Origin of the sequence: Achromobacter sp. UBA5777, assembly GCF_002418565.1 — a bacterium.
GTDB lineage: Bacteria > Pseudomonadota > Gammaproteobacteria > Burkholderiales > Burkholderiaceae_B > Achromobacter > Achromobacter animicus.
Genome location: NZ_DIEJ01000113.1, coordinates 1 through 25,539, shown reverse-complemented (window position 1 = coordinate 25,539; position 25,539 = coordinate 1). Strand labels below are relative to the sequence as shown.

23 protein-coding genes are annotated in these 25,539 nt (G+C 66.0%); 8 read left to right on the top strand and 15 right to left on the bottom strand.

What is annotated here, in order from left to right; translation table 11 throughout:
* Window positions 1-6: 6 nt before the first annotated feature.
* The 7 genes from B3446_RS08355 to B3446_RS08325 form a co-directional block, all read right to left on the bottom strand.
* Complete coding sequence (locus B3446_RS08355) at window positions 7-813, bottom strand: putative hydro-lyase (protein ID WP_291379675.1); 807 nt, start codon at window positions 811-813, stop codon at window positions 7-9.
* A 28-nt stretch (window positions 814-841) separates the two neighbouring features.
* Window positions 842-2,191 carry an amidase gene (locus B3446_RS08350; RefSeq protein WP_291379751.1) on the bottom strand — a complete coding sequence of 450 codons (1,350 nt, stop codon included), beginning with the start codon at window positions 2,189-2,191 and terminating at the stop codon, window positions 842-844.
* Window positions 2,192-2,281: 90 nt separating this feature from the next.
* Entirely contained in the window at window positions 2,282-2,965 is a 684-nt protein-coding gene (locus tag B3446_RS08345) for a DUF2848 domain-containing protein (protein ID WP_291379673.1), read from the bottom strand.
* A gap of 66 nt (window positions 2,966-3,031) precedes the next feature.
* Window positions 3,032-4,315, bottom strand: a complete 1,284-nt coding sequence (locus B3446_RS08340; RefSeq protein WP_191578925.1) for a TRAP transporter large permease — start codon at window positions 4,313-4,315, stop codon at window positions 3,032-3,034.
* Window positions 4,312-4,932 (bottom strand): TRAP transporter small permease subunit, encoded by a 621-nt coding sequence (locus B3446_RS08335; RefSeq protein WP_175121692.1) that lies wholly within the window; start codon window positions 4,930-4,932, stop codon window positions 4,312-4,314. Before B3446_RS08335 ends, B3446_RS08340 begins: the two co-directional genes overlap by 4 nt.
* A gap of 131 nt (window positions 4,933-5,063) precedes the next feature.
* The gene (locus B3446_RS08330; protein WP_105238771.1) at window positions 5,064-6,110 is read right to left on the bottom strand and encodes a TRAP transporter substrate-binding protein; all 1,047 of its coding nucleotides are present in this window, start codon (window positions 6,108-6,110) and stop codon (window positions 5,064-5,066) included.
* 340 nt (window positions 6,111-6,450) lie between these two features.
* Window positions 6,451-7,338: a LysR family transcriptional regulator gene (locus tag B3446_RS08325; RefSeq protein ID WP_175121693.1), complete on the bottom strand. Its 888-nt coding sequence runs from the start codon at window positions 7,336-7,338 to the stop codon at window positions 6,451-6,453.
* A 93-nt stretch (window positions 7,339-7,431) separates the two neighbouring features.
* Between B3446_RS08325 and B3446_RS08320 the strand changes: the two genes are divergently transcribed.
* Together B3446_RS08320 and fabV are read left to right on the top strand one after the other, a co-directional pair.
* The gene (locus tag B3446_RS08320; protein ID WP_291379645.1) at window positions 7,432-8,394 is read left to right on the top strand and encodes a DMT family transporter; all 963 of its coding nucleotides are present in this window, start codon (window positions 7,432-7,434) and stop codon (window positions 8,392-8,394) included.
* A 118-nt stretch (window positions 8,395-8,512) separates the two neighbouring features.
* Window positions 8,513-9,703 (top strand): enoyl-ACP reductase FabV, encoded by a 1,191-nt coding sequence (gene fabV / locus B3446_RS08315; protein WP_191578927.1) that lies wholly within the window; start codon window positions 8,513-8,515, stop codon window positions 9,701-9,703.
* A 66-nt stretch (window positions 9,704-9,769) separates the two neighbouring features.
* On the opposite strand, the gene B3446_RS08310 is transcribed toward fabV, so the two are convergent.
* The gene (locus B3446_RS08310) at window positions 9,770-10,072 is read right to left on the bottom strand and encodes a hypothetical protein (protein WP_291379643.1); all 303 of its coding nucleotides are present in this window, start codon (window positions 10,070-10,072) and stop codon (window positions 9,770-9,772) included.
* Between the two features lie 57 nt (window positions 10,073-10,129).
* Complete coding sequence (locus tag B3446_RS08305) at window positions 10,130-10,807, bottom strand: ABC transporter ATP-binding protein (protein WP_105238766.1); 678 nt, start codon at window positions 10,805-10,807, stop codon at window positions 10,130-10,132.
* Between B3446_RS08305 and B3446_RS08300 the strand changes: the two genes are divergently transcribed.
* Window positions 10,806-11,453: an arylesterase gene (locus B3446_RS08300; protein ID WP_291379642.1), complete on the top strand. Its 648-nt coding sequence runs from the start codon at window positions 10,806-10,808 to the stop codon at window positions 11,451-11,453. The genes B3446_RS08305 and B3446_RS08300 overlap by 2 nt on opposite strands.
* A 16-nt stretch (window positions 11,454-11,469) precedes the next feature.
* Here B3446_RS08300 and B3446_RS08295 read toward each other — a convergent pair whose 3' ends face one another.
* Window positions 11,470-13,428: a SurA N-terminal domain-containing protein gene (locus B3446_RS08295; RefSeq protein ID WP_291379641.1), complete on the bottom strand. Its 1,959-nt coding sequence runs from the start codon at window positions 13,426-13,428 to the stop codon at window positions 11,470-11,472.
* 352 nt (window positions 13,429-13,780) lie between these two features.
* On the opposite strand from B3446_RS08295, the gene B3446_RS08290 reads away from it, so the two are divergent.
* From B3446_RS08290 to B3446_RS08280, 3 genes are read left to right on the top strand one after another with little or no spacing between them, the layout of a single operon-like run.
* Window positions 13,781-15,106, top strand: a complete 1,326-nt coding sequence (locus B3446_RS08290) for a M20/M25/M40 family metallo-hydrolase (protein ID WP_291379636.1) — start codon at window positions 13,781-13,783, stop codon at window positions 15,104-15,106.
* Window positions 15,103-15,852, top strand: coding sequence for a glycerophosphodiester phosphodiesterase (gene ugpQ / locus B3446_RS08285; protein ID WP_291379634.1), 750 nt, complete (start codon window positions 15,103-15,105; stop codon window positions 15,850-15,852). Before B3446_RS08290 ends, ugpQ begins: the two co-directional genes overlap by 4 nt.
* A gap of 13 nt (window positions 15,853-15,865) precedes the next feature.
* Window positions 15,866-16,756, top strand: coding sequence for a 23S rRNA (adenine(2030)-N(6))-methyltransferase RlmJ (locus tag B3446_RS08280; RefSeq protein WP_175121701.1), 891 nt, complete (start codon window positions 15,866-15,868; stop codon window positions 16,754-16,756).
* 174 nt (window positions 16,757-16,930) lie between these two features.
* Here the strand turns inward: B3446_RS08280 and B3446_RS08275 are convergent, their stop codons facing one another.
* From B3446_RS08275 to B3446_RS08265, 3 genes are all read right to left on the bottom strand, one after another.
* Window positions 16,931-18,361, bottom strand: a complete 1,431-nt coding sequence (locus B3446_RS08275) for a dihydrolipoyl dehydrogenase (protein ID WP_175121702.1) — start codon at window positions 18,359-18,361, stop codon at window positions 16,931-16,933.
* 274 nt (window positions 18,362-18,635) lie between these two features.
* Window positions 18,636-19,364: a glutathione peroxidase gene (locus B3446_RS08270; protein WP_108005634.1), complete on the bottom strand. Its 729-nt coding sequence runs from the start codon at window positions 19,362-19,364 to the stop codon at window positions 18,636-18,638.
* 177 nt (window positions 19,365-19,541) lie between these two features.
* Window positions 19,542-19,742: a heavy-metal-associated domain-containing protein gene (locus tag B3446_RS08265; RefSeq protein ID WP_291379629.1), complete on the bottom strand. Its 201-nt coding sequence runs from the start codon at window positions 19,740-19,742 to the stop codon at window positions 19,542-19,544.
* Between the two features lie 153 nt (window positions 19,743-19,895).
* On the opposite strand from B3446_RS08265, the gene B3446_RS08260 reads away from it, so the two are divergent.
* Window positions 19,896-22,178, top strand: coding sequence for a heavy metal translocating P-type ATPase (locus B3446_RS08260; RefSeq protein ID WP_291379627.1), 2,283 nt, complete (start codon window positions 19,896-19,898; stop codon window positions 22,176-22,178).
* Window positions 22,175-22,567: a Cu(I)-responsive transcriptional regulator gene (gene cueR / locus B3446_RS08255; protein ID WP_191578936.1), complete on the top strand. Its 393-nt coding sequence runs from the start codon at window positions 22,175-22,177 to the stop codon at window positions 22,565-22,567. Before B3446_RS08260 ends, cueR begins: the two co-directional genes overlap by 4 nt.
* A 99-nt stretch (window positions 22,568-22,666) precedes the next feature.
* On the opposite strand, the gene rlmD is transcribed toward cueR, so the two are convergent.
* On the bottom strand, window positions 22,667-24,160 hold the full coding sequence (gene rlmD / locus B3446_RS08250; protein WP_291379625.1) for a 23S rRNA (uracil(1939)-C(5))-methyltransferase RlmD: 1,494 nt from the start codon (window positions 24,158-24,160) through the stop codon (window positions 22,667-22,669).
* A 215-nt stretch (window positions 24,161-24,375) separates the two neighbouring features.
* Window positions 24,376-25,128 carry a TorF family putative porin gene (locus B3446_RS08245; RefSeq protein WP_175121707.1) on the bottom strand — a complete coding sequence of 251 codons (753 nt, stop codon included), beginning with the start codon at window positions 25,126-25,128 and terminating at the stop codon, window positions 24,376-24,378.
* Window positions 25,129-25,539 lie beyond the last annotated feature (411 nt).

The window sequence follows — 25,539 nt, the reverse complement described above, 5'->3', positions numbered from 1 at the left end:
CCCGGATCAGAACACCGCCATGCGGCTGTTGATGAGGTCGGTGACCAGCATGTGGCCCGGCGCATGCGTGATGCAAAATTCCGGCCGCACCGCCGCCACCACCGATTGCGGCGTCACGCCGCACGCCCAGAACACCGGCATTTCGCCAGGGCGGATCTCCACGGGATCGCCGTAATCGGGGGCATCGATATCCGCGATGCCGATGAGCGACGGATCGCCAATGTGAACGGGCGCGCCGTGCACCGACGGGAACCGCGACGTCACCTGGATCGCCCGGATCGCGTCGGCGGCCTTCAGTGGCCGCATCGACACCACCAGCGGACCGCCGAACACGCCAGCCGGCTGCGTTGCGATGTTGGTGCGGTACATGGGCACATTGCTGCCCTGCTCGATGTGGCGCACGGGCAGGCCGTTGTCCAGCATCGCCTCCTCGAACGAGAACGAGCAGCCGATCAGGAACGACACGAGGTCGTCGCGCCACAGGTCGCGCACGTCCGTCGGCTCCGCCACGAGTTCGCCGTCCTTCCATACGCGGTATCGCGGGATATCGGTGCGGATGTCGATGTCCGCGCCAAGCTCGGGCAACGACGGGTCGCCCGGCTCGGACATGGCCAGCAAGGGGCACGGCTTCGGATTGCGCTGGCAGAAGTGAAGAAAATCCGCCGCCAGCGCGCGCGGCAAAATCGCCAGGTTGGCCTGAACGTGCCCCGGCGCCAGATTCGCCGTGGGCCCCGTCAGGCGCCCGCTGCGGGCATCCAGCCGCGCCTGGCGGGCGAGCGCGAGGCTGGTTCTAACGTTATCGGCGTCTGGCATGGGTTCTCTCGTTGCAGGTAAGCGCCGCTCAGCGCGCGGCGAACAGGTCTTCGACCGACAGGCCGATGCCCAGGACGCGGCGGTCCGCGCCATTGCTGGCCGCGATCATCAGGCCCACGGGCGCCGAGCCCGCGGCGTGGCAGGGCAAGGACAGCGCGCAGCCGTCCAGGAAGTTGATTAGGGTGGGATTGCGCAGGATGAGCCCGTTGGCGGCGTAGTAGGCCTCGTCGGAACCCTGCAGGTCGGCCACGGGCGGCGCGACGATGGGCGTGGTGGGCATGATCAGCGCGTCGTAACCCGCAATGCGGTGGTCCACGGCGGCTACCCACGCCTCGCGCGCGTCGAGCAGTTCGATGTAATCGGCCGCCGTCATATCCTGACCGCGCATGATGCGCGAGACGACGCGCGGATCGTAACGCTTGCCGGCGCGCGCGATCAGGTCGCGGTGCCAGGCCCAGGCCTCGGCGGCGGTGAAGCCGCCCTTGCTGTTGATGGATGCCAGTTCGGCGAATTCCGGAATCTCGATCCGATCGATCAGCGCGCCGGCGTCCTCCAGGCGTTGCACCGCCGCCGCGAAGGTGTCGGAGACATGCTTGTCCATGGCGTCCAGCGCCAGCGTCGTCGGGATGGCCAGACGCAGGCCACGCACCGGCAGCGCCTGCGGCAAGGGGCCGGCGTCGCCAGACAGGATCGCGTCAAGTTCGGCGCAGCAGCGCACGCTGGCGGCGATGGGGCCGATGGAATCCAGATTCGCCGACAGGGGCAGCACGCCCTGCATGGACACGCGCCAGGCGCTGGGCTTGAACCCGGTCAGGCCGCACAGGGCGGCGGGAATGCGCACGGAGCCGCCCGTATCCGACCCGATGCCCGCCACCGCCATGCCGTCCGCAACGGACACCGCCGCACCGGACGACGAGCCGCCGGGAATGCGGCCGGTGGCGCGGTCGTACGGATTGAGCGGCGTGCCGTAGTGGGGATTGATGCCCAGGCCCGAATACGCAAATTCGGTCATATTGGTGCGTCCGATGATGACGGCGCCCGCGGCGATCAGGCGCTGCACGACCTCGGCATTCGCTTCGGCCGCCGGCTCGCCTTCGCGCGCCACGGAACCGGCCATCGTGGTCTCGCCCGCGATGTCGAACAGGTCCTTGATGCTGATGGGCAACCCTTCGATCGCGGACCGCACGATGCCGGCCGCGCGCAGCGTATCGGACGCGCGCGCCTGCGCCAGCGCCGAATCGGCATAGAGCTTGGTGAAGGCGCGAGCGCCCTCGCCCGCCGGATCCTGAGCCCGCGCCAGCGCGGCTTCGGTCAACGCGACGGAGGTGCTGCGGCCCTCACGCAGGGCCGAGGTCAGATCATTCAGGGTCGAAACCATCATTGTCCTAATGCCGCCTGGCGGCGTAAGTGTTCGGACGGACGCCTTCGCGGGGAACGCGCCCGGATTCAGCGCCGAACGTGGCGGCCATCAGGCGACCACGGGCAGCGACTCGACATGATAGCGGTGGCGCAGCGTGCGATTCAGGCGCGGATCGTGCAGTTCCATCGTGAAATCCGCGGCCGGGCGGATGCCGCCGATGGCGGCCACCGTGCCGCAGGTCATGCCTGCGCCATCCGGCAGGACGGCGCCGCCGCCTGTGTAGCCCGCGATCAGGTCCTGCGGCGTGCGCAACGTGGACAGCGGCCCTTCCTGGTACAGCACCTTCTCGCCGTTTTCAACGATGTAGGCGCGGATGATCAGTTCGTCCCAGTGCCCCGCCACGTCCGCGAGACGCCAGGCTTCGGCGCCAACGGGCTTCACGCAGACCTGCTTGGACATTGCCACGCTGACGGTCTCCAGCTTGCGGTCGGTATGGTCGGACGCGATGCTGACGTACATCTCGCCATCAATCGCAAAAACAAACGTCTCGACCTCGCCCGACGATTCCTCGCCCAGCGCCTGCACGTTGGCAGACTGCGTAAGCTGGTTCTCGGCGATGCGGTAGTACAGCGGCACGCTGCTGGGACGCGGCACGCCGATCGCGGCCAGTTCCTCGATGTGGTGTTCGATGGCAGCCATGTCGCGCCCGGCCCAGCCCGCCACGATCACGCTGTTGATGGCCACTTCCACCTGGCGGGGATTGGCGTCGTCGATCTTGAATACGGCTTTCATATCAGTCCTGCGAAGAAGGAGTGGGAAGCGGCGCGGCCAACGGGCCGCGCCGGAATCAAAGAGTCATCAACCGAAGACGCGCGGCAACCACAGCGCGAAGTCGGGCCAGAACGCCAGCAGCGCCAGCATCACGAACATGGCCGCCACGAACGGCAGGCTGCCGACAATCACTGCGCTCATCGAGCCGCTCTTGCGCAGGCTCTGCACCACGAACAGGTTCAGGCCCACGGGCGGCGTGATGAGCGCAGCCTCGACCAGAATGATGATCACGATGCCCAGCCAGATGGGGTCGTAGCCCAGCGCGATCATGATGGGCGCCACGATGGGAATCGTCGTGATCATCATGGACAGCGTCTCCATGAAGCAGCCCAGCACCAGATAGAAGATCACCACGATCAGGAGCATCCAGCCAGGGGACAGGCCGAGACCGGTGATGGACTTGGTCAGCGCATCGGTCAGGCCCGTCGCCGACATGACGAAGTTCAGGAAGCTGGCGGCAATGACGATCAGCATGATCATGGCCGTGGACCGCATCGTGCCTTCCATCACCTCGCGCAGCATCGACCACGTCAGGCGGCGGAACCACGCGGCCAGGATGAACGCGCCCAGCACGCCCAGCGCGGCGGCCTCGGTCGGCGTCGCCAGGCCCGCATAGATCGATCCGACCACCAGGAAGAAGATGCCCAGCGGCGGCGCCAGATGCACGAGGCTGGCGATGCGTTCGCCCCACGTTGCGTGGATCTTCTTGCCGCCCCACGACGGTTTGGCCACGCAGGCGATCACGACGGTCAGCATGAACAGCGCCGCCATCGCAAAGCCGGGGATGATGCCGGCGAGGTACAGCTTGGGCACCGACGAGTTCGTCAGCACGCCATAGATGACCAGATTGATCGACGGCGGGATCAGGATGCCCAGCGTGCCGCCCGCGGCAAGGCTGCCAAGAAACAGCGGCTCGTTGTAGCCGTACTTGCGGATCTGCGGAATGGCGACGGTGCCCACGGTAGCAGCCGTTGCCACGCTGGAGCCGGATGTCGCCGAGAACAGCGTCGAGGCGCCAATGTTGGCGTGCATCAGTCCGCCCGGCAGCCACGACAGCCACAGGCTCATCGCGCCGTACATGCGCTCGGCAAAACCGGCGCGCAGCAGCACTTCGCCCAGCATGATGAACAGCGGAATCGCGACCAGCAGGAACTCGTTGTTCGAACTCCAGGAGATCTCGCCGATGGCCCGCGTCAGCGGCAGCATCGAGAACATCGGATCCAGGATCAGGCCCAGGACGCCAAGCGCGGCGCCCACGGGGATCGACAGACCGATCAGGACCAGCAACAGGGTCAAGGCGGTGGCAATCATGCGGCTTCTCCCTTCACCATGCGCTCGCCCGCGGCGGCTTCCTCGTCAGCCTCTTCCTGCGCCGAACGCACACCGCAGATCTGCTTGACCAGTTCGATATCGCCCGTGACGAGCGCGGCGGATGCCCGCGCCAGCATCAGCGCGACCGTGATGCACATCCACGCCAGACCCAGCACCCACAGCCCCTGCGGAATCCAGAGCGGCGTAGCCAGCGGCGTGTTGGCCGCGGACTTCTGCGTCCAGGACGTCACCACCACGTCGTACGCGTAATACGTCAGAAAGACCATGAAGACGGCCAATGCCACCATGGAGATCCAGTCCAGCACGGCCGACAGGCGAACCGGCAGGTATTGATAGAGCACGTCGACGCGCACGTTGGCGCGCTGCAGCGTGGCAAACGCCAGCGCCCAGGAGGTGCTGATGGCAAACGCGTAGCTGGACAGTTCGTCCGCGCCCCCGGTTGTGAAACCCAGGAACTTGCGGGCCAGCACGTCGAAAGAGATCAGCAGCACGCTGGCCACGGTCAAAGCGCCGCCGGCCCATACAGCTGCGCGGGAAAAGCTTTCCGCGCGCCGCAACAGGCCGCCGAGCAGACGGAAGTGTTCGGTTTGAGTCATGAATGGAACCTCAGGTGGCACGGCCTGCCATCGCGTGCGGGCGGCGCGGACCTCATGCCAAGGTCACGGACCATCGCGCGCCATCACCGGCCGGAGTTCGCGCCGGCCCGCGGGCCGGCGCGTCCTGGCGCTTACTTGCTGGCGGTCAGGTTCAGCGTCTTGCCGACCGTGGCATTCCAGTCCTTCACGCACTGCGCCGAGCAGCGGGCAGCCCATTTGGGCAGGACGGCCTCTTGCGCCACCTTCTTGAGCAGCGCCTTGTCAGCGTCGCTGGGCTGCACCAGCACCATCTTGCCCTTGACCGGGAACGGGCACGCGGCCGCGCCGGTGTTGCAGTCATAGCCTTCCTGCGTCTGGCGGGCAGCGGCATCCCAGATGTTGTCGACCAGCGTCTTGACGTTGTCCTGCAGGAACGTGCGCACCTTCGGATCCAGCTTGTCCCAGGCCTTCTGGTTGACGGCATGGATCTGCTGGTTCCAGTTGATCGGCAGCGCCACCAGGTGCGTCGACACCTCGTACCACTTGGCCGAGTAGCCCGACAGCGAACCCGTGATGGCGCAATCGACCACCTTGTTCTGCAGCGCGGGAACGACTTCGCCGAAGGCCATCGTGACGCTCGAACCGCCCAACGCTTCGACAAATTCGGCCGTGGTGCGGCTGCTGGTGCGGACCTTCTTGCCCTTGATGTCGGCCAGGCCCTTGATCTCGGCATTGCAGAACAGCACCTGCGCCGGATAGGTGGAGATGCCCAGCAGCTTGACGTTGTTGCCTTCGCCGTACAGCTTGGCGTAGACGGGTTCGAAGGCTTCGGTCACGGCGCGCGCGGTCTTGACGTCGGGCGCGAGGCCAGCCAGGTCGATGGCCTCGTTGATCGGGTTGTCGCTGGCAAAGTAGGACAGCGTGGCGGTGCCGAATTCGATCACGCCCTGCGACATCAGGCGCAGCAGTTCAGGCCCCTTCAAGCCCATTTCATTGAAGCCCTTGATCTCCGCCGTGACCTGACCCTTGGACTGCTCGGGAATGGTCTTGGTCCAGAACGGCTTTTCGTAGTCGTTGTAGGCGGTCAGGTTGGACAAGCCGCCCACGATCTTCAAGTGGGTCTTGGGAAGGTCCTGGGCGTGGACGGCGCCGGCCAAGAGGCTGGCGGCGATGGCGGCAAAAGCAAGGGACTTCTTCATGGAAAAACTCCTGGCTGCGGGATCGTGTGTCGCGCGCGGGATCCCGTTGTCCTGGTTGCGCGCCGGTAAGAATCGGTGGTCACGGATGTGTATCCAGCCGCTACTTCGTTATGAGCGCCATTGCAGCGTCAGGGGCGGCGAGCGTCCAATCGTAAGTTCCGATGTGGGGGTATAAATATTTTTTGGGTCTCGCGGCGCGGCGTGGATGCGTTCCGCGCAAACGACGCATCGGCGCGGCTTTGCGGCCAGCCGGCGTGCTCGGCAGCAGGTTCTTCGCGCACGTGGCATGGCCGTCCCCGCCGCCGCCCGCTCGGGAAAACACCTACGGCCAAAATGCCGTTCAGGTCTGCGCGGCGACCTTCTGCGCCATCTGCGCGATGACGCGCACGGCATGGCTGTCCGGCCCTTGCACCCACGTGGCGGTGAAGCTCAACTCTGGCAGCGGATCGGCCTGCACCTGCAGAATGCGCAACTCGCCCCGCGCAAGCTCCTTGCCCAGAAACACGGGCGCGATCACGCTGGTGCCGATGGCGTCCTGCGTCATCCGCACCACCATGGACATCGAAGCGCTGCCATACATGCGCGGCGACGTGACCCCTGCCCGGGTCAGCATGTCGCGCACGACGCGGTAAGGCGAACTGTTGGAGGGATAGGTGATGATCGGCAGCTTGCCGATCGTTGCTAGCGTCAGGGGTTCGGGCCCCAGATCCAGCAGCGGACTGGCGACCCACGCCAGCGGATAGGTGCACAGCGGCAGATTTTCGACCCGTGCCTCAAGCACCGGCCCCATCAGAAACGCCAGATCGATCTGGCGCGACATCAGGTGCGAGCGCAGCACGTGCGTGGTATCGACTTCGATTTCCAGCACCAGCGCGGGATACGTCGCGTGGATCAGCTCAATGAGCGCGGGCAGCCAGGTCTGCACGATGGTCTCGGCCACGCCGATGCGCACGGTGCCCGACATGACGTTCTGCTCGCGCGCGGCTTCGAACATGTCGCGCCGCACCTGCAGCATGCGCTCGGCATGCGACAGCAGTTCGTGTCCCTTGGCCGTCAGCTTGACACCGCGCGCATCGCGCTCGAACAGCTTGACGCCCAGGTCGGCCTCCAGCGAAGCGATGCGCTGCGAGACTGCGGGCTGCGTGGTGTTGAGTTTGTCGGACGCGGCGCGAAAGCTGCCCAGCGTGGCGACCCAGAAAAACGTTTCGACGTTGCGTAGTTCTATCATTGGCCTTTTCCCCCGGCGCGATGAGCGTATCATGTCAGCCGCCCATCGCCCCAAAGGCGCCATGCCTCGTGCACGCTGAAAGGAGTACCTTCCATGTCCCCGGCCGATAACGGTCGCCCGCGCCCCGGCGCGCCCGCCGCACGCGGCCCGATGATCGGCGTGCTGCTGCTGGTGTTGTCGATGTGGACCCTATCGTGCCTTGACGCTAGCGGCAAATGGGTCATGGACGCGGGTGTGCCTTTGCTGGTGCTGTCATGGTTCCGCTATGCCATCCATCTGGTGCTGGTGCTGGCGCTTGTGCTGCCCGCGCGCGGCATGCGCGTGTTGCGCAGCACCAAGCCGCGTGAGCAGCTCATCCGCGGCGGCTCGATGTTCCTGGCCACGCTCATGTTCTTCACGACACTGAGCTACATCCCCCAGGCCGAGGCCACATCCATCAATTTCCTGGCGCCGTTGCTCGTGCTGTCGCTGGCGCCCTGGATCCTGAAGGAACCCGCGCGCATGTCGCGCTTTGTCGCGGCGGGCATCGCCTTTGTCGGCGTGCTGATCGTCATCCGGCCCGGCGGCGGCCTGCATCCGGTCGGCACGATCTTCGGCCTGCTGACGGCCTGTTGCTTCACGGCCCAGTTCATTGCCACGCGCCGCGTCGCCGGCGACGATCCCTTCACTTCGCTGATCTGGAGCGGTGCGGTGGGCACGATCTGCCTGACCCTTGCCCTGCCCTTCATCCTGCCGCCCGCGCTGCCTTTTCTGCAGGCTTTGTCGGCGTTCGACTGGGCCGTGCTCATCTCCACCGGCATCACGGGCTGCGTGGGCCACCTGTTCCAGATCGCCGCCTACCGCCGTGCGCCGGCGTCCACGCTGGCGCCGTTCATCTACCTGCAGATCATCAGCGCCACGTCGGTGGGCTGGCTGGTTTGGGGACATTTTCCCGACCCGCTGACCTGGCTGGGCATTGCCATCATTTGCGCCAGCGGCGTGGGAATCGGCATGATCGAATGGCGCCGTGGCCGCGCCCAAGGCGCCGCCGCCGCACGGACTGCCAGCGGCACATAGCCCCGGCGCTGAACGGCGGCAGACTCGCGATGGCGGGCCCGCCGCCTCCCGTACAATGCGCTTCGCCTGATGCCCATTCCCGCATCCGTCCCTGGCGTATTCCCAACAAGAGGCTCCCATGATCATCAAGCCCCGCGTGCGCGGTTTCATCTGCGTCACCACCCATCCTGCCGGCTGCGAAGCCAACGTGAAGCAACAGATCGATTACGTGAAAGCGCAAGGACCGGTGCCTGGTGGACCCAAGCGCGTGCTGATCCTGGGCGCGTCGACGGGTTATGGATTGGCGGCGCGCATTAGCGCCGCATTCGCCTGTGGCGCGCAGACGCTGGGTGTGTTCTTTGAGCGGCCGGGCGATGCCGCCAAGCCGGGCACGCCGGGCTGGTACAACAGCGCCGCGTTCCACAAGTTTGCCGAGGCCGAAGGCCTGTACGCCAAGAGCATCAACGGCGACGCCTTTTCCGATGAGATCAAGCAAAAGACCATCGCCGCCATCAAGGCGGACCTGGGCCAAGTCGATCAGGTCATCTACAGCCTTGCCGCCCCGCGCCGCACGCATCCGAAGACGGGCCAGGTCTACACCTCCACGCTCAAGCCCATCGGCAAATCCGTGACCTTGCGCGGCCTGGATACCGATAAGGAACTCATCAAGGACGGCGTGCTGGAACCCGCCTCGCAAGACGAAATCGACGCCACCGTCGCCGTGATGGGCGGCGAAGACTGGCAGATGTGGATCGACGCGCTGCTGGAGGCCGGCGTGCTGGCCGACGGCGCCACCACCACGGCCTTCACCTATCTGGGCGAAAAGATCACGCACGACGTCTACTGGAACGGCTCCATCGGCGCGGCCAAGAAAGATCTGGACCAGCGCGTGCTGGACATCCGGGCCAAGCTTTCGGAACACGGCGGCGACGCGCGCGTATCGGTGCTAAAGGCCGTGGTCACGCAGGCAAGCTCGGCCATCCCGATGATGCCGCTGTACCTGTCCCTGCTCTTCAAGGTCATGAAGGAAGACGGCACGCACGAAGGCTGCATCGAGCAGGTGTATGGGCTGTATCGCGACAGCCTGTGCGGCCCGTCGCCCATCCTGGACGACGAAGGCCGGCTGCGCGCCGACTACAAGGAGCTGGATCCGAAGGTGCAGGCGCGGGTGCAGGCGCTGTGGGATCAGGTCGATACGGACAGCCTCTATGCGCTGACCGATTTTGCCGGCTACAAGCGCGATTTCCTGCGGCTGTTCGGGTTTGAAATCGACGGCGTGGACTACGCGGCCGACGTCGATCCGGTCGTGGAGATCCGCAATCTGGGCTGAACGCGGGCCGACAGCGCCGCCGGTGCGTTAATCATGCTGTCCCGGCGCGTCGGGACAGCGCCATTCCTACAGGTATTCCAGCGTCACCAGATAGTGCTTACCCGCAGCCCGGTCTTCAGCAGTGGCCGCGGGCATTTCCCGCACGGAGGTCTTGACCCGCAGCGCCGGGTCCGCTGCTCGGATCCGGGATTCCGTTGCGCAGACCACTCGGGGAAGCCCGCCCGCGATTGCCGGCGTCACGCGCGGCATGCAGACCGCCGGTTCCACGATGGCCCCGACAAAGCGGATGACGCCATCACTTGCACTGGCAACGGCGGGCGCCAGCAATGCAACAACCAAGCACGCATGGAGGGATGTACGGACGGACATGGCAACTCCTTGAGTTAGCCTACTCCCGTACATTTCCCACAGCAATGGGTATTCGTCTCAATCGTCCGTCACCATGCGGCCGGCCGCCAGCACCAGTTGCCGCCCGCAGCGCGCCGCCAGTTGCGGATCGTGCGTGACCAGCACCAGCGTTGTCCCATGTTCGCGGTGCAAGTCGAACATCAGATCGATGACCGTCACGCCAGTTGCGGCATCCAGGCTGCCGGTGGGCTCGTCAGCAAACAACAGGTCCGGCTGCACCACAAATGCACGGGCCAGCGACACGCGCTGCTGCTCGCCGCCCGACAACGTGCGCGGATAGTGGTGCAGGCGCGCGCCCAGCCCCACCCGCTCCAGCATGGCCTGCGCAGCCTCACGCGCGGATTGGCCGGCCAACTCCAGCGGCAGCATTACGTTTTCCAGGGCGGTCAGGTTGGGCAGCAACTGAAAGGACTGGAACACGAAGCCGACGTGATTGGCCCGCAGACGGGCACGGCCGTCTTCGTCCAGGGCAAAAAGGTCCTGCCCTGCAAGGTGTACGCTGCCCACGCTGGGAACATCCAGACCGGCCAGCAGTCCCAGCAAAGTCGACTTGCCCGAGCCCGAGCTGCCCGTGATGGCCACGGCGCTGCCCGCCGCGACCGTAAAATCGATTCCTTCCAGGATAGAAAGCGATCCACCGGCATCGGCCACCCGCTTGCCCAGCCCTTTCACCACGATTGAGTTATTGCTATCCATGCGCCTATTTTCCCGTCTGCTTCTTGTGACTGCCTTCGCGACTGCCGCGGCGGCGCCCGCCCACGCTCAGACCGCCGCTGTGCCCCAGGGTTCCACGCCGCGCACCGTGCTGGTGGTGGGCGATAGCCTGTCCGCCGAGTACGGCATCAAGCGCGGCACGGGCTGGGTGCCCTTGCTGTCCGCGAGGATCTCAGAACAATACCCGAAGTTCCAGGTCGTCAATGCCAGCATCAGCGGCGACACGACCAGCGGCGGCGTCGCCCGCCTGCCCGCCCTGCTGCGCCAGCATGCGCCAGCGGTCGTGGTGCTGGAGCTGGGCGCCAATGACGCCTTGCGCGGCCTGCCCCTGAACATGACCGAGCAAAACCTGCGGACCATGACCCAGGCGGCGCGCAAGGCCGATGCCGACGTGCTGATCGTCGGGATGCAGATTCCGCCCAATTACGGACGGGACTACGCCCAACGCTTTGCCGCGGTGTTTTCCAATGTGGCCAAAAACGAAAACGCCCGGCTCGTGCCCTTCCTGATGGAAGGTATCGCGACGAACCGGGCGATGTTTCAGGCTGACGGCATCCACCCTAACGAGGATGCCCAGCCTCAATTGCTGGACAACGTGTGGCCGGCGCTGCGGCCCATGTTGAACTGACTATCTGCCAGGGCGATCAGCCCGCGGCCTGGGCCTGATCGCCGCGGATGACATCCGCGGCGGCGGGCGTGACGTTCACCTCGTACTGTTGGCGCAGCATGCGGATCAACGCCTCGTTTTCGGCCTGGCCCCATGCACCCGACAGTTGCTGCGCCAGGCGCTCCATGTCGGCGGCATCGGACTTGCCGGCTTCCACTTTTTCCAGACGCACCAGGGTGTAGTCCACGCCGGACTGCACGCCCGTGAAGGCTGGCAGCGTGGCCGACGGCAGCCGCATCACGGCGTCCAGCACCGGGCGCGACAGGTCCTGAGGATTCTGGCGCGTCACACTGATGGATGGGCCGAAGCCTTCGGGCGTCGCGGCGGGATCAGCCTTGGCGGCCGCCAGAGCCGCTTCGCCGGCCTTCTTGGCGGCTTCGGCAGAGCGCTCATCGAGCAGCTTGGCGCGAATGACTTCGCTGACCTTGTCCAGCGGCGGCACGTGGGCCGGTTCGACGGCGGCGACGCGCACGGCCAGCATCGTATCGGGCGCGAGTTCGATCACACCGGAATTCTGCTTTTCGCGCAGCACGTCGGGCGAGAACAGCACCTGGCGCACGCGCGGGTTGTCCAGCAGCGCGGCGTCGGGGCTATCAGCGGCGGAGCCCGGACCGGCCTTGTCGGCGGGCAGCAGGCCTTCGCGGGTGACGCCAGACGCGGTGCGCAGCTTCAGGCCGACGGCATCGGCAGCCGGTTGCAGGCTGTCGCGCTGGTCGTAGACCTGCTTGTTCAGCTGGCTGGCCATCTCGGAAAAACGTTGCGCGGCGATCTGCTTGCGGACTTCCGCGGTGATCTGATCCTTGACCTCGGCCAGCGGCTTGACGGCGCCCGGGCTGATTTCCGTGACCTTGACGATGTGCAGGCCAAACGGGCTTTCGACCACGCCGGACACCTGGTTCTGGGCCTGGCCGAAGATGGCCTTGTCCAACGGGCCGGGCTGCGCACCCGGGGCAATCCAGCCCAGGTCGCCGCCCTTGGCGGCCGAGCCGGCGTCCTGCGAATTCTTGGCAGCCAGTTCGGCGAACTTGGCGGGATCGGCAGCGGCCTGCTTGGCGATGTCTTCGGCCTTGGCGCGAGCGGCCTTGCGGGCGTCTTCGCCCGACGGCAGCTCGATGAAGATGTGGCTGGCGCGGCGGCGCTCGGGCTGGCCAAAGCGGTTCTTGTTCTGTTCGTAATACGAAGCCAGGTCCTCGTCCTTGACCTGCACGCCTTGCGTGGCGGCGGCTTCGTCCAGCACCAGGTATTGCACCTGCACCTGTTCCGGCACCTGCAATTGCTGCTTGTTGGCGTCGTACCAAGCCTGGATGTCGGCCGGGTTCACGGTGACTTGCGAGCGGAAGTCGGCGGCGGAGAAGTTGCGCAGTTGCACGGTGCGGGCCTGGGTCAGCGCCGATTCCACGGCGGCGACCACTTCGGCCGGCGCGCGGGCCGATTCGCCGACGGGCTCGAGCACACGGGCGATGGCCAGGTCGCGGCGCAGGCCGGCTTCAAACGAGGTCGGCGACATGCCCTGCGCGGCCAGCACCTGGCGATAGCGTTCGGGCGAGAAGCGGCCGTTATCCTGGACTTCGGGGATGGCGGCGATCGTGTTGCGCAGCGTCTCGTCGGACACCGAGAAACGGTTGTCGGCGGCCACGTTGGCGAGCAGGCGCTGGTTAATGAGCTGGTTCAGCAGGCCTTCACGCAGCGCGGGGGTATCGATCACGGCCGGATCGAACTGCGCGCCCAGGCGTTGGCGGAACTGGTCAAGCTGGTTGCGGTGCGCCTGATCAAACTCGGCGCGGGAAATCGGCTGGCCAGCCACCGTCGCCAGCTCGGGCTCCCGACTCATGAAGCTGTCATAGCCTTGAATCCCGACCAGGAAGAAGGAAGGCACGATCAAGATCAGCAGGATGAACTGCATCCAGCGCCGATGGCTGCGAATAAATTCGAACATGGAATCCCTGTTGCCGCGCTCCGGGGGTAGACGCCCGGGGCCGCACGAAAACGCATAAAAAAAGGCGAAGTCGATTCGCCTCTATTCCCATACCGGTTCAAACCGGGTTCAGCGGGCGGATTTTACCATTTCTCATTCATTGCGCGGCTATTGTCCAAGCCACCCGGCAATGCGCGGCGTCGTGGACCATCCGTCCCCACGGAGGGCGAGGTCCGTCAACCCGGGAATCCCCCATTACCGCCCCCGCGCCGCGCTCGTATCGTGGGCTGGGGTTAGCCCGCAGATCGAGGGCCGCCCTGCCAGGCCGGCACAAGGCCGGTTCCCCTTCCCGCGCGCAAAAAGGTCACCCACGATGCCGTTCACGCCTTCCCGCCTCCCGTTGCTGAAGTCCTGTGTCGCCCTGATGTTTCTGAGCTGCGCCCACGCCCCGCAGGCCGCCCCGGTGGCCAATGTGCTGGACGCGGCAAAGGGCCAGCAGCAGGCCATGCTCGATACCATGCGGGATCTGGTCAACATCGAGTCGGGCAGCAAGGACGTCGAAGGCGTCGAGCGCATCGCCGAGGTGATCCGCGACCGGCTCAAGGAACTGGGCGGCGCCGTCGAGATCATTGCGCCGACCGACGTGTTCCGGCTGGACGACACCCCCGAGAAGGTCGGACCGATGGTCCACGCGGAATTCAAGGGCAGCGGCAGCAAGAAGATCATGCTGATCGCCCACATGGACACCGTGTACCGCAACGGCATGTTGAAGGACCAGCCGTTCCGTATTGACGGCGACAAGGCTTATGGCCTGGGAATTGCCGACGACAAGCACGGCGTGGCGGCTATCCTGCACACCATCGCCCTATTGAAAACACTGAAGTTTGCCGACTACGGCTCGCTGACGGTGCTGATCAACGGGGACGAAGAGATCAGCTCGCCCGGCGCGCGCAGCACCATCACCCGCCTGGGCGCCGACCAGGATGCGGTCTTTTCGTTCGAGGGCGGCGGCATGGAACCGCGCCTGACGCTGGCCACCAGCGGCATCGGCGCGGCGTACCTGACCGTGCAGGGCAAGACCTCGCACGCGGGCGCCCGGCCGGAAGGCGGCGTCAATGCGCTCTACGAGCTGTCGCACCAGCTCCTGCAGCTTGACGATCTTTCCAAGCCCGACGAGGGGCTGAAGCTGAACTGGACCGTCGCCCAGGCAGGCACCAACCGCAACGTCATCCCCGGACTGGCCACCGCCCAGGGCGACGCGCGGGCGCTGCGCGTGTCGGACTTCGACGCCCTGGCGCGCACGCTGGAGGAACGCATCCAGAAGAAACTGCTGCCCGAGTCCAAGGTCAGCGTGAAGTTCGAGGTCCGCCGCCCGCCGCTGGAAGCGACCGCGGCGTCGCGCGCCCTGGCCCAGCACGGCGTGAAGGTCTACCAGGAGCTCGACCTGCCGCTGAAGGTGGTGGACCGGGCCAGCGGCGGCGGCACGGACGCCGCCTTCGCGGCGCTCAAGGCCCGCGGTCCCGTCATCGAGGGCATGGGACTGAGCGGATTCGGCGCGCATTCGAATGACGCCGAGTACATCCTGGTGAGCAGCATCGTGCCGCGCCTGTATCTGGCCACGCGCATGATCATGGACGTATCGCAGAACAAGGTATCCTTGCAACCTGTCCCAAAAGAACCCCAAAGCAGCACCAAATGACCGCAAACCTTCCCTCCTGGCCCTACTCCCGCCACATCGCGCATCGCGGCGGCGGCCGTCTGGCGCCGGAGAACACGCTGGCCGCCATGCGCGTCGGCGCCGAAAACGGCTTCACGATGTTCGAATACGACGTGAAGCTCAGCAGCGACAACGTGCTGGTGCTGATGCACGACGACGATGTCGACCGCACCTCGAACGGCAAGGGCCCCGCCGCCGCCAAGACCTACGCCGAGCTGGCCCAGCTTGACTTCGGCAGCTGGCATTCGGCGGCTTACGCCGGCGAACCGTTGCCCACCTTCGCAGCGGTCGCCCGCTACACGCTGGCCAACGGCATCGCCAGCAACGTCGAGATCAAACCCTGCCCCGGCCGCGAAGCCGAAACCGGCCGCGCCGTCGCCCTGGCCGCCCGCGAACTGTGGCAAGGCGCGGACACGGCGCCGCTGTTGTCCTCGTTTGCCGAGGAAGCCCTGGAAGCCGCCCGCCAGGCCGCGCCTGAACTGCCGCGCGCCCTGCTCGTGGAGAAGGTGCCTGCCGACTGGCGCGAACGCCTTGCCAAATATGAATGCGTGGCGCTGAACATCAATCAGAAGGACGCCACCCGCGAACTGATCGACGCCGTGCACGCCGCCGGCTACCGCATCGCGGCCTGGACCGTCAACGACCCCGAGCGCGCGCGCCTGCTGCTCGACTGGGGCATCGACGGCATTTTCACCGACGAGCTGGCCGCCATCCGGCCCGCCGCCTGAGGCAGAAAGCCCCGTGTTCAGCTACCGCCACGCCTTTCACGCCGGCAACCATGCCGACGTGCTCAAGCACGCCATCCTGGTCCACACCCTGGACTACTTCAACAAGAAAGACGCCCCGTACTGGGTCATCGACACCCATGCAGGCGCCGGCCTCTACAGCCTGGACAGCGACTGGGCAGCCAAGACGTCCGAATTCGCGGACGGCATCGGCCGCCTGTGGGAAGCGCAGGACCTGCCGCCACTGCTGGCCGATTACGTTGCGCGCATCCGCGACTACAACACCAACGGCCGGTTGCGCCGCTATCCGGGCTCGCCGTGGCTGACGCTGGACGCGCTGCGCCCGTCCGACCGCCTGCGCCTGTTCGAGATGCACCCCACCGAAATCGACACGCTGGTCGGCAACCTGGAGCACCAGGGCCGCGCCGCGCAGCGCCAGACCACGATCTACGGCGACGACGGTTTCGAGGGCATCAAGGCGCTGCTGCCGCCGCCCACGCGGCGCGGCATGGTCCTGATCGACCCGTCGTATGAGGACAAGCACGACTATCGCCGCACGCTTCTCACCGTGAAGGAGTGCATCAAGCGCTTTGCCACCGGCACGTATGCCATCTGGTATCCGCTGGTGCAACGCCGGGAGGCCAGCGAGATGGCGCGCCATTTCGAGAACCTGAAGGTCAAGAGCTGGCTGCACGCCACGTTGACCGTCAAGAAGGCGACCATCGATGGCTACGGCCTGCACGGCAGCGGGATGTTCCTCATCAACCCGCCCTGGACGCTGCACGACGCGTTGAAACAGGCCATGCCGTATCTGGCGCGCGAACTGGCACAGGACGAACGCGCCGGCTTCACGCTGCAATATCGCGAGAATCCGTTCCCGGTACCGAAGAAGCAATCGGACGACTGACGCCCTGCCCCGCGCCGGGGCAATGCGGCCGCGCCGACGACAAAGGGCCGCGCCTTCATGGCGCGGCCCTTTTTTGCGATCGCGATCCCATGAGGTCCGCGACCCTTTTACGTCAGCGACCTTTTTTGCGACCGCGACCCGCTTACGTCTGCGACCTGCTCACGCCTGCGGCGCTCAGACCGTTTCGACGTCGGCCTGGCGCATCGCTTCTTGCGCCAGCGCCAGCTTCGACGCGGCATCACGCAACGCGGTGCGCAGGCCTTCCTCGATCACGGGGTGATAGAACGGCATTTCCAGCATGCGCGCCACCGTGAGCTCCTGCTGCACGGCCCACGCCAGCAGATGACCGATGTGCTCCGCGCTGGGACCGATCATTTCGGCGCCCAGGAAGCGGCCCGTTTCAATGTCGGCGTACACATGCAGCATGCCGCGGTTCTTCAGCATGACGCGCGAACGGCCCTGGTCGCTGAAATCGACCGCGCCGGTGACGAATGTGCCCGGCACCAGTTTCGCGTGTCCAGCGCCGACCAGCGCGATCTGCGGATCCGAGAAGACCACACCCAGCGGCGCACGGCGCAATCCCTCGCGCACTTCCGGGAAGCGCGCCGCATTCTCGCCCGCAATGCGGCCTTCGTCGGCGGCCTCGTGCAGGAGCGGCGCGTCGGCGTTGGCGTCGCCGGCAATGAAGATCGGCGAGCTGCCCGCCTGCATCGTCAGCCGGTCAAACTGCGGCACGCCTTGCGCGTTGAGCGCCAGCGACGTGTTTTCCAGGCCTAGGCCATCGACGTTGGGACGGCGGCCCGTGGCGACCAGCGCATAGTCGAAGCGCTCGGTGCGCTCGCTGTTGTCCAGCGCCACGTAACGCACTTCCACCTCGTCGCCGACGCGGCTGGTCTCCAGGACGCGGGCATCGGTGTCCAGGTAGAACTCGCGCTGAAAGATCTTGCGGGCGGTTTGCCGCACCTGCGGATCGCTGATGCCGCCCAGGCTGCCGCTCATGCCGAACACGCGCACTTCCACGCCCAGCCGGGCGAGCGCCTGGCCAAGCTCCAGCCCGATCACGCCGGGTCCGAAAACCGCCACGCGGTTAGGCAGATCGTCCCACGCGAACACGTCATCGTTCACAACGAGGCGATCGCCCAGCGCGCGGAAAGGCGGCGGCACGGACGGCCGCGAGCCGGTGGCGATCACGACACGGGACGCCTGGATTTCGGTGTGATCATCCACACGCAGCACGGTATCGGACACGAATTTAGCGTAGCCGCGCACCTTGTCTTCGGCCGGAATGTTCTCCACGCCGTCGACAACAAAGCCCACGAAGCGGTCGCGCTCGCGCTTGACGCGGTCCATGACCTCGGCGCCGTCGACCGTGATCTCTCCGCCGACGTGCACGCCGAACGCATCGGTGTGCGCCGCCGCGTGCGCCGCTTCGGCGGCCGCGATCAGCAGCTTGGACGGCATGCAGCCGACCCGGGCGCAGGTCGTGCCGTACGGACCGCCTTCGATAAGCAGCGCTCGCTTGCCCGCCGCCTTGGCGGCTCGGTAAGCAGCCAGGCCTGCGGTGCCGGCGCCGATGACAGCGATGTCGGTATGCAGCGTCTTCATGATTGGGAATCCCCCGTTGTCGCGTGATGTTCAGAATGTGAAGGCAAATTCCGCCTTGTTGCGTGCCCTCGACGCGAACGCCGTCCTGCGTCCCCATTGCGGACGCACGGCGCCAGCACAAGGGCGCAAAAGAAGGGAAACTTGCGGGAATGGCGCGGCGGCTGGGTTGCCGACCCTTGCGCCGGAGCGCGCGGCGGCCAACGCGGAATCAACCGCCGCGCGTCCGGGTGGCCGGGCGGGGGCCACGCCCCTGCCCGGCCGTCTCGCCGGTGTATCAGGCGAAGTGCGCCTTCAGGTCTTCCAGGCCGCCGATCAGGGCGCCGTTGATGAACACCTGCGGAGCCGTGCCCTTGCCGGACACCGCACCGATCACGCGGCCGCGGACCTTGTTTTCCAGCGGGATCTCGATCGGGGCGTAGCCCTTGCTGTCCAGCAGCGCCTTGGCTTCGACGCAGAACGGGCAGCCGGGCTTGGAGAACACCACGACCTGGTCGGGCTTCTTGGCCGACGGCGCAAAGTGAGCCAGCATGGTGTCGGCGTCCGACACTTCAAACGGATCGCCTTCCTTTTCCGGCTCGATGAACATCTTTTCGACGACACCGTCCTTGACCAGCATGGAATAGCGCCAGCTGCGCTTGCCGAAGCCCAGGTCGCTCTTGTCGACGAGCATGCCCATGCCTTCGGTGAAGGCGCCGTTGCCGTCGGGCAGCAGCGTGATGTTGGCCGATTCCTGGTCCTTGGCCCATTCGTTCATGACGAAGGTGTCGTTGACCGACACGCAGACGATGCTATCGACGCCGGCGGCGAAGAACGCGGGAGCCAGTTCGTTGTAGCGCGGCAGGTGGGTGGACGAGCAGGTCGGCGTGAAAGCGCCGGGAAGCGAGAAGACCACGACCGTCTTGTTCTTGAACAGGTCGTCGGTCGTGACCTTCTTCCACGTGTTGTCCTCACGAACGGGGAACGTCACATTCGGAACACGTTGGCCTTCGCGGTTTTGCAGCATTCGATTCTCTCCTTGGTTTGATAACTTAAGTGGCGGGTTTCTGGCCCGCCATGAAAAGAATCATAAATCTCGGCTATCAATTAATCCAATTTAATTAAATTAATTGATTGATAGCCCAAGACAATTGCCGAATATTTCGCGAAAGATTGAAGCTATCACAAACTGGCGTTCGCGTCTTTAGACGCGGGCCGGCTCGTAACCCGCCTCGCGGATGGCGGCTTCTACCTTGTCGGCCTGATCGGTGCCCGTGATGGTGACGCGGTGCGTGGGCAGATCCACGGCGACCACGGCGCCCGGGACCGCCTCGTTGACGGCGCCGGTAATGGTCTTGACGCAATGGCCGCAGGTCATGTCCGGCACTTGAAAAGCGATGCTCATGGTTTTCTCCAGAAGATTGAGGGGTGGCGCTCGAGCCACCATGCCCGGCAGGTTAAACGTTCCCATCATGTCAAGGTCAAGCGTAGAATGGCGCTTGACCTTCCCACGATGGGAAGGATGAAACTGGGCGCTCCCATCCAGATCGAGATAGTCATGCACGCAGCACGCTCATCTTCATTTTCCGAATTGGAACTCGCCATCGAAGGCATGACCTGCGCATCATGCGTCAAGCGCGTGGAAAAAGCGCTGGCGAATGTTCCCGGCGTTGCGCAGGCGCAAGTGAACCTTGCAACCGAGCGGGCGCGGGTCTCCTTCGATCCTACCGCTGCCGAGCCGCAGGCGATGGTCGCGGCCGTCGGCAAGATGGGCTATGAGGCGCGTCCGATCGCCGCCCAGGATGACCATGCCGAGCGGCAGTCCGAGGCCCGCGACGCCGAGGCGCACCGCCTGCAACGTGCGTTCATCGCCGCGCTGGTCCTGACGCTGCCGGTGTTTGCGCTGGAGATGGGATCGCACCTGATTCCCGCCATGCACCACTGGGTGATGGAAACGATTGGCCGGCAAAACAGCTGGCTGCTGCAGTTTGTACTGACCACCGCAGTGCTGGTCTGGCCGGGCCGGCAGTTCTTCACCAAGGGGCTTGTGGCGCTGTGGCGCCGCGCGCCCGAAATGAATTCGCTGGTGGCGCTGGGCGCGGGCGCGGCCTGGGGCTATTCGGTTGTCGCCACCTCTGCGCCGGGCTTGCTGCCGGACGCGGCGCGCAACGTCTATTTTGAAGCCGCCGCCGTCATCGTCACGCTGATCCTGCTGGGCCGCATGCTGGAAGCCCGGGCCAAGGGCAAGACGGGCGCGGCCATCAAGCGGCTGATCGGCCTACAGCCGCGCACCGCGCGCGTGCTGCGCGACGGCCAGGCGCAGGACATCGAGATCGAACGCGTGCGCACGGGTGACATCGTGATGGTGCGACCGGGCGAGAAGATTCCGCTGGACGGCGACATCATCGAAGGCAGCTCGTACGTCGACGAATCCATGCTGACGGGCGAGCCCGTGCCGGTGGAAAAGGAGCCGGGCATGCAGGCCACCGGCGGAACGCTGAACACGTCGGGCAGCTTCACGCTGCGCGTCACGCACACGGGCGCGGACACCATGCTGGCCCGGATCATCCGCATGGTCGAAGCGGCCCAGGGCGCGCGACTGCCGATCCAGGCGATGGTGGACCAGGTGACCGCGTGGTTCGTGCCGGCGGTCATGGCGGCCGCCCTGCTCACCTTCCTGGCATGGTTCTTCATAGGCCCCGAACCGGCGTTGTCCCATGCGCTGATCAACGCGGTGGCCGTGCTGATCATCGCCTGCCCATGCGCCATGGGGCTGGCCACGCCCACGTCCATCATGGTGGGCACGGGGCGCGCCGCCGAGATGGGCGTGCTGTTCCGGCAGGGCGATGCCTTGCAGACGCTGCGCGACGTCAACGTCGTGGCCTTCGACAAGACGGGCACCCTGACGCTGGGCAAGCCCACCCTCACCGAACTGGAACCCTCGCCGGGCCAGGATGCGCAGCAGGTCCTGCAGTGGGTGGCGTCCGTGCAGGCGCGCTCCGAACATCCGATCGCGCTGGCCATCGTGGCCGCGGCCGCCGAACGCAAGATTGAACTGCTGCCCGCGGAAGGCTTTGCCGCCATCACCGGCGCCGGCGTCGAGGCGTCGGTGGCGGGCCGCAAGGTGCTGGCGGGCGCGGCGCGTCTGATGGCCGAGCGTGGCGTTGACGTCAGCGCATTCGGCGCACGCGCCGCCGACTGGGGCAACGAAGGCAAGACGCCGATCTACGTCGCCGTCGACGGCCAGGCAGCCGCCATGATGGCCGTGACGGATCCGGTCAAGCCCTCGGCCGTATCGGCCATCGCCGCGCTGCACGCGCAAGGCCTGAAGACCGCCATGATCACGGGCGACAACCGCCACACCGCGCAGGCGGTTGCGCGCCAGTTGGGCATCGACGAAGTGCGCGCCGAGGTGCTGCCGGACGGCAAGGTCGAGGCTATCGCCACGCTGCGCGAAGGCGGCCGCAAGGTGGCGTTTGTGGGCGACGGCATCAACGACGCGCCGGCGCTGGCCGCGGCCGATACCGGCATCGCAATCGGCACCGGCACGGACGTCGCGATCGAGGCGGCATCCGTCGTGCTGATGGCCGACGACCTGCACGGCGTGCCCAACGCCATCGCGCTCAGCCGCGCCACGCTGGCCAACATCCGGCAAAACCTGTTCTGGGCGTTCGCCTACAACGCGGCGCTGATTCCCCTGGCCGCGGGCGCGCTGTATCCGGCCTTCGGTCTGTCGCTATCGCCGATCTTTGCGGCGGGCGCGATGGCGCTGTCCAGCGTCTTCGTGCTGGGCAATGCGCTGCGCCTGAAGGCATTCCGCCCCCACGGGAGGCAAGCATGAACATCGGACAAGCCGCCAAGGAATCCGGCATCTCGGCCAAGATGATCCGCTACTACGAGAGCATCGGCCTGATCAGCCCGCCCGTGCGTACGGATTCGGGCTACCGCGTCTATAGCGAGCACGACGTGCACACGCTGCGTTTCGTGCGCCGTGCGCGCGATCTGGGTTTTTCGGTGGAACAGATGAACGAGCTGCTGGCGCTATGGCAGGACCGCAGCCGGGCCAGCGCGGACGTTAAGCGGATTGCGCTGGAACACGTTGAGGAGCTGGAGCGCAAGGCGGAGGCGCTGCGCGAGATGGCCGCCACGCTTAAGCATCTGGCGCAGCATTGCCATGGCGACGAGCGGCCCGACTGCCCCATTCTGGAAAACCTGGGCTGCTCGCACTGACGCCACGCGGCGGAGATTTTCCCGCCGCGGCATACGCCCGCCGCGGGATACGCCCACCGCGGGACGACGCCCGCCGCGGGATACGCCCGCCGCTGCTTTTTACTGGTCCGCCTGCGCCTCGGCGGCGACACGGGCCTCGTATGCTTCGGTGGCAGCCTGCTTGGCTGCCGCCTTTTCAGCCGCCGCGGCCAACTTGGCTTGCTCGGCGGCCGCCGCATCAGCCGCTGCCTGGATCGCGCGTTGACGAGCGCGCTCCTTCGCCTCCAGCACACCCTCGGCATCCAGGGTTTCGAACACGGCGATGGATTCCACATGGCCCGTGTGCGGGAACATGTTGATCACGCCTGCGCTCTTGAGCACGTAGCCGCCTTCGTGCACGAGGATGGACGCGTCGCGCGCCAAGGTGCCGGGATTACAGGACACATAGACGATGCGGCGCGGCCGTTCTTCATACGTGAGATCGGACAACGCCTGCGACACCGCGTGGGCGCCTTCGCGCGGCGGATCGATCAGCATGCGGTCGAAATAGCCCAGGCTGCGCAGCCAGGTCGCGTCGACTTCAAAGAGGTTCAGCGTGGCAAAGCTGGTGCGGTCACCCAGGCCGTGGCGTGACGCCGCATCGAAGGCGCGATCAGTCAGCGCCTTGCTGCCTTCCACGCCCACGGCCTCACGGCCTTGCGTGGCCAGCGGCAGCGTGAAGTTGCCCAAACCACAGAACAGATCGGCCACGCGGTCGGTAGGCTGCACGTCCAGCAGTTTAAGTGCGCGCGACACCATCGCGCGGTTGATGGCGTGGTTGACCTGCGTGAAGTCGGTGGGCCGGTACGGCATGCGCAGGCCGAATTCTGGCATGGTGTAGGACAGCGCGTCGTTGTGCTCGCGCTCCAGCGCGTGCACCGTTTCCGGACCCTTGGACTGCAGCCACCATTGCACGTTGTGCTTGGCCGCAAAGGCGCGCAGGATGGCGATATCGCCGTCGGTCAGCGGCAGCAGATGGCGCAGCACCAGCGCCGTCACGCCTTCGCCGAGGGCCACCTCGATCTGAGGCATGCGGTCAGGGGCGGACATGGACGCGATCATTTCGCGCAGCGGGATCAGCAGATCGCTGACGTGGCGCGGCAACACATGGCATTCGCGCATGTCGGCCACGAAGCTGCTCTTGCGTTCGTGAAAGCCCACAAGCACCCCGCCCTTCTTGGGCACCACGCGCACCGACAGGCGCGCGCGGTAACGGTAGCCCCAGGTCGGCCCCTGCAGCGGCGGCAGGATCAGCGCCGGGCGCAGCTTGCCGACATGCCAGAACGTGTCTTCGAGCGCGCGCTGCTTGATCGCCACCTGCGTGGTGGGCTCCAGATGCTGCATGGCACAGCCGCCACAGACGCCGAAATGCGGGCAGCGGGGTTCCACGCGTTGCGATGAGGGACGCAGCACCTCGTCGACACGGGCGGTCTCATAGGAAGGCTTGCGGCGCAACGTGACCGCGGTGACCCGTTCGCCCGGCAAGGCGCCTTCCACGAAAATGACTTTCCCGTCGCGGCGGGCGATCCCCCTGGCTTCCAGGTCCAGGGATTCGATACTCAAAACGTCAGACATCTCACGCAGTCCAGAATTGCACGCAACCCGTGATTGTAGAAGGACTTCGCGAATTACCGGAAATCGGCTTTGATGGGGCAGGAGCGGCCCGTACCTCGCTCTGAGGTGCTGCGCCCCGCGCAGATAAACAAGGGGCTGCTCCGGCCCGCCGCCGGGCAAGGCGGCGTGCCGGAACAGCCCCAAGGGCCGGCGCCGGTCAGGCGCCGCCACGGATATCAGAACGAGCGCGCAACCGAGAAGACGGCGCCGATACGGCCCGACGGGTGGCCGTACTTGGTGGGCAGCCAGTTGTCCTTGGTGGCGCCGACGGCTGCCAGGCCCAGGATCCATCCCTTCAGGTCCTTGGTCACGCCCACCTTGTAGTCGACGTAATGGCCGATCGAGTCGCCGTCCATATTGGTCTGGTTCTTGAGCTTCTGGTAGCCCAGGTGGCCGAGCAATCCCCAGCCGTCGCCCAGGTCGAACGTGGCCGTTCCGTCCAGGTACCAGGTGCCCTTGCTGTCCGGCGTGCTGAAAAAGTCGCTGGGCGTGTACGAATACTTGAGGCTGTAGTTGCCGTAGGACGCGCCCAGGTAGAGGTCCGTGTTGTTGTAGTTCCCGCCCTTGGGGGAACTGGAGCCGGGATAGTAGTAATGCAGCACGCCCGCATCCAGCGTGAAGCCGCCGCCCACGTCACCCTTCCAGCCGCCGTAGAAATCCATTTCCAGGTTGCCGTCGGTGAAGACGAAGCTGGAGACGTTGGAGTTCCAGTTGCCCAGGTAGAAGCCCGAACTGTGGTTCAGGTCGAAACCCAGCTGGACGGCAGGACGGAAGTCGGTCTGCGAATAGCCGCGGAAGCGGTAATCGCTGACTATGGTGGCGTTACCGCTGAGCGAAAAGCCGCCACCCAGGTCGGTGGGTTCGGCTTGCGCCACACCTGCAAAACAAGCGGCAAGCGCGAGGGGCAAGGCTAGCAACGTCTTATTCATGGTGCGAAGGTCCTGATCGGATAGTCGAAAGAGCGGACGGCGCGCGGCGCATCCGGCTGGCCGGCTTGTGCAGGTAAAACCGGCTCAAATCCCTTCAAGCAATGTCCGTGCCAGGTTTCGGCGCCATCGTGCAACCCGCCGCAGTGTCCTTCAGGCTATGGCAATGCACCATGCTGGTGCCCTGTTATGGGGCGCGGCCAGGGCCCATGCGTCAAAACGGGGAAATCTGCCTGGGCTTAGCCCCGCCTGGAAAACAAACACCCCGGCACGCGGCAAGCGTGTCGGGGTGCGTTCAAGCGGAGCGTTGCTCCGCTGTGCGGCCAGTGTGATGGCCTAGGATTTGCCGGCTCAGTTGGCCTGGGGCGCGGCAGGCGGCGGGGGCGGCGGGACGTCGCCGGCTGCCGGCGGGGG